This is a genomic window from Pseudomonas sp. 1, assembly GCF_056626735.1.
Genome location: NZ_JBWXMQ010000024.1, coordinates 26,749 through 39,512, shown reverse-complemented (window position 1 = coordinate 39,512; position 12,764 = coordinate 26,749). Strand labels below are relative to the sequence as shown.

At 57.8% G+C, this 12,764-nt stretch carries 10 protein-coding genes; 5 read left to right on the top strand and 5 right to left on the bottom strand.

Features of this window, described 5'->3' with window-relative positions; genetic code table 11:
* Position 1: 1 nt before the first annotated feature.
* The 3 genes from AC1MDC_RS26475 to AC1MDC_RS26465 all read right to left on the bottom strand — a co-directional run bounded on the left by AC1MDC_RS26475 (position 2) and on the right by AC1MDC_RS26465 (position 2,748).
* Positions 2-847 (bottom strand): phosphatidylinositol-specific phospholipase C domain-containing protein, encoded by an 846-nt coding sequence (locus tag AC1MDC_RS26475; protein WP_480394030.1) that lies wholly within the window; start codon positions 845-847, stop codon positions 2-4.
* Between the two features lie 150 nt (positions 848-997).
* Positions 998-2,287, bottom strand: coding sequence for a glycosyltransferase (locus AC1MDC_RS26470; protein WP_480394042.1), 1,290 nt, complete (start codon positions 2,285-2,287; stop codon positions 998-1,000).
* 95 nt (positions 2,288-2,382) lie between these two features.
* Positions 2,383-2,748, bottom strand: coding sequence for a response regulator (locus AC1MDC_RS26465; protein ID WP_085696232.1), 366 nt, complete (start codon positions 2,746-2,748; stop codon positions 2,383-2,385).
* A 263-nt stretch (positions 2,749-3,011) separates the two neighbouring features.
* Here AC1MDC_RS26465 and AC1MDC_RS26460 point away from each other — a divergent pair, with 263 nt between their 5' ends.
* Genes AC1MDC_RS26460 through AC1MDC_RS26440 form a run of 5 tightly spaced genes read left to right on the top strand, consistent with a single transcriptional unit; the run spans position 3,012 to position 9,565 of the window.
* Complete coding sequence (locus AC1MDC_RS26460) at positions 3,012-6,512, top strand: response regulator (RefSeq protein ID WP_085703019.1); 3,501 nt, start codon at positions 3,012-3,014, stop codon at positions 6,510-6,512.
* Positions 6,512-7,345 carry a CheR family methyltransferase gene (locus AC1MDC_RS26455; protein ID WP_085696230.1) on the top strand — a complete coding sequence of 278 codons (834 nt, stop codon included), beginning with the start codon at positions 6,512-6,514 and terminating at the stop codon, positions 7,343-7,345. The genes AC1MDC_RS26460 and AC1MDC_RS26455 overlap by 1 nt, the downstream gene beginning before the upstream one ends.
* Positions 7,342-7,935 (top strand): chemotaxis protein CheB, encoded by a 594-nt coding sequence (locus AC1MDC_RS26450; protein WP_266200421.1) that lies wholly within the window; start codon positions 7,342-7,344, stop codon positions 7,933-7,935. Before AC1MDC_RS26455 ends, AC1MDC_RS26450 begins: the two co-directional genes overlap by 4 nt.
* The gene (locus tag AC1MDC_RS26445; RefSeq protein WP_085696228.1) at positions 7,929-9,143 is read left to right on the top strand and encodes a hybrid sensor histidine kinase/response regulator; all 1,215 of its coding nucleotides are present in this window, start codon (positions 7,929-7,931) and stop codon (positions 9,141-9,143) included. Before AC1MDC_RS26450 ends, AC1MDC_RS26445 begins: the two co-directional genes overlap by 7 nt.
* 44 nt (positions 9,144-9,187) lie before the next feature.
* Positions 9,188-9,565 (top strand): response regulator, encoded by a 378-nt coding sequence (locus tag AC1MDC_RS26440; RefSeq protein WP_085683718.1) that lies wholly within the window; start codon positions 9,188-9,190, stop codon positions 9,563-9,565.
* A gap of 13 nt (positions 9,566-9,578) precedes the next feature.
* Here AC1MDC_RS26440 and AC1MDC_RS26435 read toward each other — a convergent pair whose 3' ends face one another.
* Positions 9,579-11,249, bottom strand: a complete 1,671-nt coding sequence (locus AC1MDC_RS26435; protein ID WP_085696227.1) for an ATP-binding protein — start codon at positions 11,247-11,249, stop codon at positions 9,579-9,581.
* Entirely contained in the window at positions 11,246-12,748 is a 1,503-nt protein-coding gene (locus AC1MDC_RS26430; RefSeq protein ID WP_085696226.1) for an ATPase domain-containing protein, read from the bottom strand. The genes AC1MDC_RS26435 and AC1MDC_RS26430 overlap by 4 nt, the downstream gene beginning before the upstream one ends.
* Between the last annotated feature and the right edge of the window lie 16 nt (positions 12,749-12,764).

The following is a 12,764-nucleotide window of genomic DNA, read 5'->3' as shown; positions in this document are numbered from 1 at the left end:
CTCAAAGCCCCCGTTGTCGGGCTTTCTTCAGGCTGGCGATCCGGCAGAACTCCACCAGGTCCGACTCTTCCATGAAGTCGACATTGATGATGTTGCACTTCAACGCCCAGTCGCTCTTATCCAGATCAAACCATTCGTTCAGCTTGTCATGGATATCGACGGGGCCGCCGAGGGCGGTGTAGCTGGTGGCGGATAAAGACCAGAGCCGCCAGCTACCAGGAGGGCTTTGCAAAACTCTGTCAATGAACTGCCTCAGTTCTTCAGGATTGGTAATGCCGCTACCGGACCATTGATGATTGACGACGTCATGAAATGCATTGTGTTCCAGCTGCCAATGAGACTTGGCCGTTGCAAACACGCGCTGTTGGGGGCTGATTCGCTTGAGTTCACGAAGACTCAGAGTTGCATTCTGGCGGGGAACAAGACGTTGCCCCAGAAATTGGATGATTATTTTATTGAAGTAGTCGTAATCAAAATCGGCGCCATCGAGGCTGTGAAAGTCCAGAATAATGAACTCATCCGGATTGTTCTCAAGAAACGCTTTGACATCCACTACCAGATTTTTCAGGGTTCTAGAATTTCGATATCCATTGTGGTGAGCGATGAACTTTTCCAGCTCTTTGGCCTTCGCGTCATAAGTCAGACGAATGTCGAGTACCCTGGAACCGTTATTCAGCTGGGCAAAAAAACTGTCATGCTGGCAGGCGAGCCAGTGGCGCGGAGGACCGAAAACCGGATAGGAAGCTTTCCAGTCACTGCCGGCGTTATGGGTGCCCGGCAATGACAGTTCAAATATCGACAGTGAATCAATGGCGGGAGTCGATCCCATCCAGTTATGAGTGCTCATGAATGCATCCTGCATGTATTGAAGTAGTGTGCTGCGTTGCGAAACAGTCAAGGCAGCACTTGCAGGGTCTTTATAATGTCTGGCTTTTTAGTTGACCATTTGGAGTTTGATTCAACGTGTTGGCGAATGTTTTTTTAGTTGTCTGGAGAATTATTTATTCTGGTTTTTGGCTTCAATCCACTGCGACATATATTGCGTGCTCTTGTGCGAATGGTGGCGCAACATGCTGCCCATGAAGTTTTGACGTCTTAGTTGAACAAGGTTCTTGCGACATTCCTGCAACTTTTCGATCAATGCCGGTCCATGTATCGCTTGCGGGTAAACGTCGTTGAGCAGTGCTTGCCCCTGAGACTGAGCGGCTTGCCAACGGACCTCGTCGCGATAGAGCTCAACGGCGGCATTGGCCAGATCCTGCGCCGTACGACAAATGGCACCCGGCCAGGGTTGGTCGGTGCGCATGCCTTCGGCGCCGATCGGCGTAGTGACGCTCGGCGTTCCGCAGAGCATGGCATCGATCAGTTTGCCTTTGATGCCGGCGCCGAAACGCAAGGGTGCCAGGCAGATGCGCGCGTCGGACATGACCTGCAACGCATCTTCCGCCCAGTTCATGATGTGAAAACCCTGCGCCGCGTTGTGCATAGCGGCTGCCTTGGGCGGCGTGTAGGCGCCGTAGATGTGTAATTGTGCTTTCGGGAGTTGCGCGCGGATCAGCGGCCAGATGGTCGATTTCATCCATAAAACCGCGTCCCAGTTCGGCGCGTGGCGGAAGTTGCCGATACTGAGGAAGTTCGCGCGCTCTTCAAATGCTTTTGCTGGAACGCGGGCCGGTTCGACCATCAACGGGCACCAGTGCAACAACTCGGGCGGCAATTTGAACTGCTGCACCAGCAACTCGATTTCTACCGGCGAGATCATAAGGTTCAGATCACAGCGGTAGAGCGCGGCAATCTCGCGCTTGGCCAGATCGGTGTCAGCCATCAATTCGAACTCTTCGCGCAGCGCAGGTGCGAACAGTGCATGGAAGTCGTCAGCGTCATCGCTGCTCTTCAGCCGATCCTTCAAACGTTGATGACGAGCGTGCCGCAAACTCTGCAAGTCCGATGTTTCCAGTACGCGCAGAGCGTTGGGGCAGTGTTTTTCTACGCGCCAGCCGAATTGTTCTTCGATCATGAACTGGTCGAACAGCACGATATCCGGCGCCAGCTCGCTGACGAAGACATCGAAGCTGCTGTTGTTCAGTTCGATCGGAACAGTGCGAATGCCCAATTCGGCAAGATCGGCCGGATGTTCGCCAACGCCTGCGGGGCTGGCAAAAGTAATGTCCCAGCCCTGTTGCAGGAAGGTCTCGAGAATCTGCATCACATGCCCGCTCGCTGCGGAGGAACGGGGTTCCGGCCAGACGTAACCAATGACGAGGACTTTGGTTGCGGGCTGACTCATGAAAAGGTATTTCCTGAAGAACGAGAGAGAAGAAGAAAAAACGCGCGGATTAGAACATATCCTGAGGTTGAATCCGCGCTGCAAAGCCGTTTGTGTCAGTGTTGACCCAGAACGCTCTTCACCTTGTCGCGCAGTTGATCGATCGAAAACGGTTTGCCGATCACATGCATATCTGCCGGCACTTCAATGGTCTCGGCATAACCGCTGGCAAACAGAATCGGCAGTGACGGGCGAATTGTGCGGGCTTCGGTGGCCAGCTGACGGCCATCCATGATCGGCAGACCGACGTCGGTCATCATCAAATCAATGTGCTGATTCACATCCTTGAGGATTTCCAGCGCCTGTTCGCTGCCATCGGCTTCCAGAACCTTGAACTCCAACTCCTCCAGTACATCGACGATCAGCATGCGCACGATGGCGTCGTCTTCTACTACAAGGATGGTGGACGTGGTGCTGGACATAATGGCGGCTCTCAAGAATGGGGGACGGGGCGCCGGTCGATCAAAAATGCCGGGCTCTTGCATGAGTAAGTGGCGCATAGCCACAAGTTCCCGGATGGATACAAAAAAGAATAGGCGCAAACGGGTGGGCAAGGATAACCGCTGGCCTGCTATTCGGCGCAGGCAAATGTAGGAAAACGATACTAAAACTGTGAGAAAAATGGATCCATGCCGCTGTTTTGGGGCAAACTCCCTGGTTTTCACCAGTTCGACAAGGCTGCCACATGTCCTCTCCGTCTTCGGTTGATGAGCAACGGTTTCGCAAACTTCTGAGCCGCAACGTCAGTTTGCCGTTGGGCGTCGGCTTCATCAGTGCCGTGTTCTTCGTTTCGCTGATCACTTATCTGTTGTCCGTGATTCAGTGGGTGGAGCACACCGACCGGGTGATCAATAACGCCAACGAAGCGGTGAAACTCACCGTGGACCTGGAAACCGGCATGCGCGGTTTTCTGCTCAGCGGCGACGAGCATTTCCTCGACCCGTACGAGACGGCCAAGCCGCGCATCGCCGTGGCGCTGAGCACCTTGCTTGAACTGACTGCCGACAATCCGGCGCAGACCGATCGCCTGCGTCGTCTTCAGGCGCTGCAAACCGAATGGGCGACGTATGCGCAGTCGATGATCGATCTGCAACGCGCGAGCGGTGACTACAAGGCAGCAGTCAAAGCGGGCAAGGGCAAGCGCCTGACCGACGAAATACGTAAACAGTTCGAAGACGTGATTGAAACCGAACAGCTTCTGCGTGCTTCACGCAACGAAGACGTGCGCCGCACCACGATCTGGAGCATCAGCCTCTACCTGCTGTTCGTGGCCGGCATCAGCGGCCTGCTGGCCTATGTAGGCCGGCGCGATCTGCTCAACCTGTCCCAAAGCTATGGCGCAACCCTGGCGGCGCAAGAGGCCAGCGCGCTTCGTCTGGAGCAGCAAGCCTGGCTGCGCAATGGCCAGACTCAGCTTGCAGAGCAGGTATTGGGGCAACTGACGCTCAATCTGCTGGGGCGCAACATTTTGCAATTCTGTGCCCAGTACCTTGGCAGCGCTGTCGCTGCTTTGTATGTGCGCGAAGAACATGGTGGCCTCAAACGCGTGGCGACCTACGGTTTCTCCCGCGAGCAGGAACAACAGGATCAATCGATCTACAGCGACGAAGGCCTTGTCGGTCAGGTTGCGCAGCAGGCCCGGCTGATTCGACTCGATTCGGTGCCGTCCGACTATTTCAAGGTCAGCTCCGGCCTGGGCGAAGGCCTGCCGCACAGCGTGCTGGTGGTGCCGACCAGCGATGACGAACGGGTCAACGGCGTGATCGAACTGGGTTTCCTGCGTCCGCTCACCGATCGTGATGTGGCGTTGCTGGAACTGATCGCCGGCAACATCGGCACCTCCATCGAAGCGGCGCGCTATCGCCAACGCTTGCAGGAAGTGCTCGCCGAAACCCAGCAACTCAACGAAGAGCTGCAGGTGCAACAGGAGGAGCTGAAGACCGCCAACGAAGAGCTGGAAGAACAGTCGCGGATTCTCAAGGAATCCCAGGCGCATCTGGAAACCCAGCAAATCGAACTGGAACAGACCAACGAGCAACTGGCCGAACAGGCCCAGACTCTGGCCGAGCAGCGCGATGCCATGGACCAGAAGAACACCGAGCTCAATCAGGCCCAGATCCAGCTCGAAGAACGCGCCGAAGAGTTGCAGCGTTCAAGCAAGTACAAGTCCGAATTCCTGGCCAACATGTCCCACGAACTGCGCACGCCGCTGAACAGCTCGCTGATCCTGGCCAAGCTGTTGGCGGAAAACCCGCAGGAAAACCTCAGTGCCGAGCAGGTCAAGTTTGCCGAGTCGATCTATTCCGCCGGCAACGATCTACTCAACCTGATCAACGACATTCTCGACATTTCCAAAGTGGAAGCCGGCAAACTCGAAGTGATGCCGGAAAACACCAGCGTCGCGCGTCTGGCCGACAGCCTGCGCAGCCTGTTCGAACCGCTGGCGGCGGAAAAGAAACTGACGTTCAACGTCGAATTGCAGCCTGATGCACCGATCACCCTGTTTACCGACCGTCAGCGTCTGGAACAGGTGATCAAGAACCTGCTGTCCAATGCGGTGAAATTCACCGAGCACGGGACTGTCAGCCTGACCATCGCCGGCCAGTCGGACGATCGCATTGCCTTCATTGTGCGCGATTCGGGAATCGGGATTGCGCAGGATCAACAGGAAAGTATTTTCGAAGCCTTCCGCCAGGCCGACGGCACCACCAACCGCAAATACGGCGGCACCGGGTTGGGTCTGTCGATTTCCCGGGATCTGGCAACGCTGTTGGGCGGTTCGATCAGCGTCAGCAGTGCGCCGGGGCAGGGCAGTGCTTTCACTCTGGTGTTGCCGCAGCAATACCGCGAGCCGGGTGACACGCCGATAACGCCGTTGACCTTCACCCCACCGGCCTCTACGCCGGTCATCGCGCCCGTGGCGTCCGTGGCGGCGGTTTCGCCTCTGGCGCCGGTCCACATCCCGCGCTTCGACGATGATCGCAACAAGGCGCCGTTCAATACTCGTTGCATCCTGGTGGTGGAAGACGAGCCGAATTTTGCGCACATCCTCTACGATCTGGCCCACGAACTGGGCTATCAGTGCCTGGTTGCCCACGGCGCCGACGAAGGTTACGACCTGGCGAAAGAGTTCGTGCCGGACGCGATCCTGCTGGACATGCGCCTGCCGGACCACTCGGGTCTGACCGTCCTGCAACGCCTGAAAGAACACGCCGAAACCCGGCACATTCCGGTGCATGTGATTTCCGTGGAAGACCGTGTCGAAGCAGCGATGCACATGGGCGCCATCGGTTATGCGGTCAAACCGACCACTCGCGAAGAACTCAAGGATGTGTTCGCCCGTCTGGAAGCCAAGCTGACCCAGAAGGTCAAACGCGTACTGCTGGTCGAGGACGACGATCTGCAACGGGAAAGCATCGCCCGACTGATCGGCGACGACGACATCGAGATCACCGCCGTCGGCCTGGCACAGGACGCGCTGGAGTTATTGCGCACGACGATATTCGATTGCATGGTCATCGACCTGAAGCTGCCGGACATGCTCGGCAACGAATTGCTCAAGCGAATGTCCACCGAGGACATCTGCTCGTTCCCGCCGGTCATCGTTTATACCGGACGCAACCTGACCCGCGACGAAGAGTCCGACCTGCGCAAGTATTCGCGCTCGATCATCATCAAGGGTGCGCGCTCGCCGGAGCGTTTGCTGGACGAGGTCACACTCTTTTTGCACAAAGTCGAATCGCAGTTGTCCCATGAACGGCAGAAGATGCTCAAGACCGCCCGCAGCCGCGACAAGGTCTTCGAAGGTCGGAAAGTGTTGCTGGTAGACGACGATGTGCGCAACATCTTCGCCCTGACCAGCGCGCTGGAAACCAAGGGTGCAGTCGTGGTCATCGGCCGTAACGGCCGTGAAGCGATTGAAAAACTGAATGAAGTCGAGGACATCGACCTGGTGCTGATGGACGTGATGATGCCGGAAATGGATGGGTTTGAAGCCACCATGGAAATCCGCAAGGATCCGCGCTGGCGCAAGCTGCCGATCATCGCGGTGACGGCCAAGGCCATGAAGGATGATCAGGAGCGTTGCCTGCAGGCGGGCGCCAATGATTACCTGGCCAAGCCCATCGACCTGGATCGCCTGTTCTCGCTGATTCGCGTGTGGTTACCGAAGATGGAACGCATTTAGTGGAACGTAGTCATCACGTTGAACGAAACAGTGAAATCGAACTGCGGCTGCTGATCGAGGCGATTTATCTCAAATACAGCTATGACTTTCGCGATTACTCTGGCGCTTCGATCAAGCGCCGGGTGCAACATGCGCTGAGCCAGTTCGAATGCGCGACCATCTCGGCCTTGCAGGAGAAAGTCCTGCACGACCCGACGGCGTTCATGCAGTTGCTGCAATTGCTGACAATTCCGGTCAGCGAGATGTTCCGCGATCCGTCGCACTTCCTGGCGATCCGTCAGGAAGTGGTGCCGCTGCTCAGGACCTATCCGTCGATCAAGATCTGGATCGCGGGGTGCAGCACCGGCGAGGAGGTCTACTCGATGGCGATCCTGCTGCGCGAAGAGGGCCTGCTTGATCGCACGATCATCTACGCCACCGACATCAACCCGCGCTCGCTGGAAAAGGCCAAGCAGGGGATCTTTTCGATGGAGAACGTGCGCGCCTACACCGCCAACTATCAGCAGGCCGGTGGCCAGCGCTCGTTCGCCGACTACTACACTGCTGCCTATGGCTACGCGATTTTCGACAAGAGCCTGTGCGAGAACGTGACCTTCGCCGATCACAGCCTGGCGACCGATAGCGTATTCTCCGAAACCCAATTAATTTCATGTCGTAACGTGTTGATTTATTTCAACAAAAAACTTCAGGATCGAGCGTTTGGGTTGTTTCACGAATCGTTGTGCCACCGCGGTTTTCTGGTGTTGGGCAGCAAGGAAACTCTGGATTTCTCCGGCTATTCCAACCAGTTCGAACCGCTGGTGAAACAAGAACGGATCTACCGAAAAACATGAACAGTGCAGCGGATTTGCCTCGGATCGAGGCGATTGTGATCGGAGCTTCTGCCGGTGGCGTCGAGGCGTTGCTGAACTTGCTCGGTTCATTAAAGGCCGGATTCGGGCTGCCGATCATTATCGTGTTGCATCTGCCTGAAGAGCGCCGCAGCCAGCTCGCCGATGTGTTCGCCCGACGGCTGGCGTTGCCGGTGGCAGAAGCCATCGACAAACAGGACATCACCCCCGGCACCGTGTATTTCGCGACGCCGGGCTATCACTTGTCGGTAGAGCAGGATTTCTCCCTGTCGCTGAGTCTTGAAGACCGTCTGCATCACTCGCGGCCTTCGATCGACTTCCTGTTCGAATCCGCCGCCGATGCCTACGGGCCGACGCTGGCTGCAGTGTTGCTGACGGGTGCCAACCACGATGGCGCGCGGGGCCTGGCGCAAGTCAAACGCCAGGGCGGGCTGACCATCGTGCAAGACCCGGACGAGGCGCAGGTCGCGACAATGCCACGCGCCGCGCTGAAGACACATCAACCGGATTACATTCTTCCCATCCACGGCATCGGCCGTCTGCTTGTCGAGCTGGAACGAATCGCATGCTGAGTAATATCCAGGCAAAACTGCTGATCGTCGACGATCTGCCCGAGAACCTGCTGGCCCTCGAAGCGCTGATCAAACGCGAAGACCGCACCGTCTATAAAGCGCTGTCGGCGGACGAAGCGCTGTCGCTGCTGCTGCAACACGAATTCGCCATGGCCATCCTCGACGTGCAGATGCCCGGCATGAACGGCTTCGAGCTGGCCGAGCTGATGCGCGGCACCGAGAAAACCAAGAACATCCCGATCATCTTTGTCAGCGCCGCCGGCCGTGAACTCAATTATGCGTTCAAGGGCTATGAAAGCGGGGCGGTGGACTTTCTGCACAAGCCGCTGGATATCCATGCGGTGAAGAGCAAGGTCAACGTCTTCGTCGACCTGTACCGCCAGAGCAAGGCGATGAAGCAACAGGTCGAAGCGCTCGAGCAGAGCCGGCGTGAGCAGGAAGCGCTGTTGCAGCAACTGCAAAGCACTCAGGGCGAACTGGAGCAGGCGGTGCGCATGCGCGACGATTTCATGTCGATCGTCGCCCATGAAGTACGTACGCCGCTCAACGGCCTTATTCTCGAAACCCAACTGCGCAAGATGCACTTGGCCCGGGACAACGCCGCCGCGTTCACCCTCGACAAGATGCACGCCATGGTCGACCGCGACGAGCGCCAGATCAAAAGCCTGATCCGACTGATCGAAGACATGCTCGACGTTTCGCGGATCCGCACCGGCAAGTTGTCGATCCGACCGAGTCGCTTTGACCTCGTGCAGTTGGTGGGCACTCTGCTGGAGAATTTCGCCCAGCAGATCGAAGCCGCCGAGACTGAGGTCAGTTTCACCGCGACCGAACCGGTGGAAGGGCAGTGGGACGAATTCCGTATCGAGCAGGTGGTGTCGAACCTGCTGACCAATGCCTTGCGTTATGGCGGTAAAAGTCCGATCCAGGTTCGGGTTTATCGCGAAGACGATGAAGCCCGGATCGAAGTTCAGGATCAGGGCATCGGCATCAGCGAAGAGAATCAGAAGCGCATTTTTCAACAGTTCGAACGGGTCTCCGCCAAGACGGTGGTGGCCGGCCTCGGGCTGGGGTTGTTCATTTCCGAACAGATCGTCGCCGCCCATGGCGGCTCCATCGTCGTCGAAAGCAAGATCAACGAGGGCGCCCTGTTTCGCGTCTGTCTGCCGCTCCAGGAAAACGGCAAAACAAACGCAACCTCTGAGTGACCACACGGTCGTATCAGCAGCTATTGAACGAACAAAGGCTTCCCATGAGCGTAGATGCACAAGATGTAGTACTCGTCGTCGAGGACGAACCGGTGATCCTGATGGTCCTGACAGACTATCTGTCAAGCCAGGGCTATCGCGTATTGCAGGCCGAAAACGGCGAGCAGGCGTTCGAGATTCTGGCGAGCAAGCCGCATCTGGACATGTTGATTACTGATTTTCGCCTGCCTGGCGGGATCTCCGGCGTGCAGATCGCCGAGCCCGCCGTCAAATTGCGCCCTGATCTGAAGGTGATCTTCATCAGCGGCTATCCGCAGGAAATCCGCGAGACCGGCAGCCCGATTACCCGCCGGGCGCCGATCCTGGAAAAACCATTCGATCTGGATGTATTGCAGGAGAAGATTCAGGAACTGCTGGCCTGAGGCGTCAACCGCCTCAGCTCTTGATCATTTCCCGAACCTTTGCCGTCAGCAGATCGAAGGTGAACGGTTTGGTGATCATCTGCATGCCAGGATCGAGAAACCCGCCGCGCACAGCGGCGTGCTCGGCATAACCTGTGATGAACAGGACCTTCAGGTCTGGCCGGTATTGCCGGCCGATTTCCGCCAGTTGCCGACCGTTCATGCCCGGCAGGCCGACGTCGCTGATCAGCAGATCGATGCGCTGCTCCGAATCCAGAATCGGCACGGCACCGTCGGCATCGCTGGCCTCGACAAATCCATAACCCAGTTCACTCAATACTGCACTGACCAGCACGCGCACGGCCGGGTCGTCTTCGACGATCAATACGGTTTCGCCTTCCACGGCGTCGGGCGCCTGTTCCATATCCGTTGGTGCGTGAGGCAGTGATTCGCCCTGGAATCGCGGCAGGTAGAGTTTGACCGTGGTGCCCTTATCGATCTTGCTGTCGATCGACACATGACCACCGGACTGTTTGCTGAAACCGTAGATCATCGACAGACCCAAACCGGTGCCCTGGCCGATCGGCTTTGTGGTGAAGAACGGATCGAACGCGCGATTGATGACACTTTCCGGCATGCCGCAGCCATTGTCTGTGACGCTCAATACAACGTAATCACCAGGTTCAAGATTGCTGTAGGCCGCGGTGTAGTCTGGATCCAGCACCTGATTACCCGTCTCGACCACCAGATTGCCGCCGTCGGGCATCGCGTCGCGTGCGTTGATCACCAGGTTGAGCAGGGCGCTTTCCAATTGATTGGGGTCGGCCTCGGCCACCCACAATTGTTGGTGCAGGCGCATGTCAAGGTGGATGCTTTCGTTGAGGCTGCGTTGCAGCAACTCACCCATCGATTGCACCAGATCGTTCATATGAACGGCTTTGGAATCCAGCGACTGGCGACGGGAGAACGCCAGCAAGCGGTGAGTCAGGCCAGCGGCGCGGTTGGCCGAGGTCACACCGAGGTCGATCAGGCTGTCCAGATCATCCAGGCGGCCACGGGCCAGCCGCCGGCGCAGCAATTCAAGACTGCCGATGATTCCGGTCAGCATGTTGTTGAAGTCGTGGGCGATACCGCCAGTGAGCTGGCCGACCGCTTCCATCTTCTGCGACTGGCGCAGGGCTTCCTCGTTGTGCCGCAGTTGCGCGGTGCGTTCCTCCACTTGTTGCTCAAGGGTTTCCAGCGTCGATTGCAGGCGACGTTCGCTATTGCTCAGATCGATCAGGCGGTCGCGGGCCTCGTACTGTCGTCGTCGTCCGCGCAGGGCGGTGGAGATCAGGCTGACCAGGGTGGCCGGATGGAAAGGGCGCTCAAGAAAAGTGACGTTGCCCAACAACTTGCTGAGCTGCGACGAAGGGCCTTGTTCGGATCCGCCGTGATGGGTGAGCAGGACGATTGGCAAATCAGACCAAGCCGGTTGTTGTTCCAGATACGCCAGCAGGCACTCGAGTTCCGGACCATTAAGGGCCTCGGCAGCGATCAGCAGCAGACCGGCGCCGGGCTCGAGCTCGGTACAAAGAGTGGCCAGGTCGGGCGTGATCAGCCCACCGTATCCGGCCTCGTTGAGAATCATCAGCGCTACCTGGCTGTCGCGTCCCAGCGGCGCAAGGATCAGCGCCCGTTCCGATAGCGGTACGGTGACGGTCACAAGTTGTCATCCTTGAGCAGCGGGTTGCTTGCACCGAGATAGGTGGGCACGCCGCGCAATACACCCTGAAAGGCCTCCAAAGGCTCACCGATGGTCATGCCTTGAGTGGAAATGCGGTATTCGCGGATGGTCGATTCATGGCTGCCGGTGCGTTTCTTGATGATCGAGATGGCCCGACGGACCTTGCCCGCGGCTTCGAAGTAACGCAGCAGAATTACCGTGTCGGCCAGGTAAGTGATATCGACCGGAGCATGCATGTCGCCGACCAGTCCATGCTGGGCGACGGTCATGAACGTCGCGGCGCCCTTGCGGTTCAGGTACAGCAACAGTTCGTGCATGTGCAGTACCAGCGCGTTTTCTTCGGGCATCGCGGCCTGATAGCCGTTGATGCTGTCGATCACCACGGTCTTGATGTCACCTTCATCGACACAGCGGCGTACGCGGTGGGAAAACTCGCCGGGGGACAGCTCGGCGGCGTCGACCTGTTCGATCAGCAGGTTGCCGGTGGCCTGCAGGGCCTTCAGGTCGATACCGATGTTTTTCATGCGCTCGAACAGCAGGCCCAATTCTTCGTCAAAAATGAACAGGGCAGCCTTTTCACCGCGCGCCACGGCAGCCGCCGCGAAAATCATGCTGATCAAGGATTTGCCTGTCCCTGCCGGGCCCAGAATCAGCGTGCTGGAGCCGGTCTCGATACCGCCGCCCAACAGAGCGTCCATTTCCCTGATGCCGCTGGACAGCTGCAGCCGCGGGTAGTCGCTGCGGTGCTCCGCCGCCACCAGACGCGGGAAAACGTGCACGCCATCGCCCGTGATGGTGAAGTCATGGAAGCCGCCACGGTATTTCTGGCCGCGATACTTGATCACCCGCACGCGACGGCGTTCGGCGCCGTAGTTGGGGGTCAGTTCTTCGAGGCGGATCACACCGTGAGCGACACTGTGAACGGTTTTGTCGAGGGATTCGGTGGTCAAGTCATCCAGCAGCAAAACCGTGGCGTCGTAGCGCACGAAGTAATGCTTGATCGCCAGGATCTGGCGGCGGTAGCGCAGGGAGCTTTGCGCCAGCAGGCGGATTTCCGAGAGGCTGTCGAGTACGACCCGGGTGGGCTTGAAGCGCTCGACCACTTCGAAAATCTGTTTGGTCGCTTCGCCCAGCTCAAGATCCGAGGAGTACAACAGGCTTTGCTGATGTTCTGCGTTGAGCAGGCTTTCCGGAGGCGTCAGCTCGAAAATCTCGATGTTTTCGTCCAGTTCCCAGCCGTGGGACGCCGCACCCTGGCGCAATTCGTGCTCGGTTTCGGACAGCGTGATGTACAGCGAACGTTCACCGGCACGGGCGCCGGCCAGCAGAAAATGCAACGCGACGGTAGTTTTACCGGTTCCAGGCTCGCCCTCCAGCAAGAAAACATGACTGCGAGACAAACCACCGGCCAGGATATCGTCGAGGCCCTCGATGCCGGTGGCGGCTTTGGCACTGATCAACGCGTTCGATGTAGACAAAAAATGCCCTCTCATG

Excerpts from the sequence above, each read along its gene's own strand:
- AC1MDC_RS26475 (WP_480394030.1), bottom strand. The coding sequence starts at position 847 with ATGAGCACTCATAACTGGATGGGATCGACTCCCGCCATTGATTCACTG.
- AC1MDC_RS26470 (WP_480394042.1), bottom strand. The coding sequence starts at position 2,287 with ATGAGTCAGCCCGCAACCAAAGTCCTCGTCATTGGTTACGTCTGGCCG.
- AC1MDC_RS26465 (WP_085696232.1), bottom strand. The coding sequence starts at position 2,748 with ATGTCCAGCACCACGTCCACCATCCTTGTAGTAGAAGACGACGCCATC.
- AC1MDC_RS26460 (WP_085703019.1), top strand. The coding sequence starts at position 3,012 with ATGTCCTCTCCGTCTTCGGTTGATGAGCAACGGTTTCGCAAACTTCTG.
- AC1MDC_RS26450 (WP_266200421.1), top strand. The coding sequence starts at position 7,342 with ATGAACAGTGCAGCGGATTTGCCTCGGATCGAGGCGATTGTGATCGGA.
- AC1MDC_RS26445 (WP_085696228.1), top strand. The coding sequence starts at position 7,929 with ATGCTGAGTAATATCCAGGCAAAACTGCTGATCGTCGACGATCTGCCC.
- AC1MDC_RS26440 (WP_085683718.1), top strand. The coding sequence starts at position 9,188 with ATGAGCGTAGATGCACAAGATGTAGTACTCGTCGTCGAGGACGAACCG.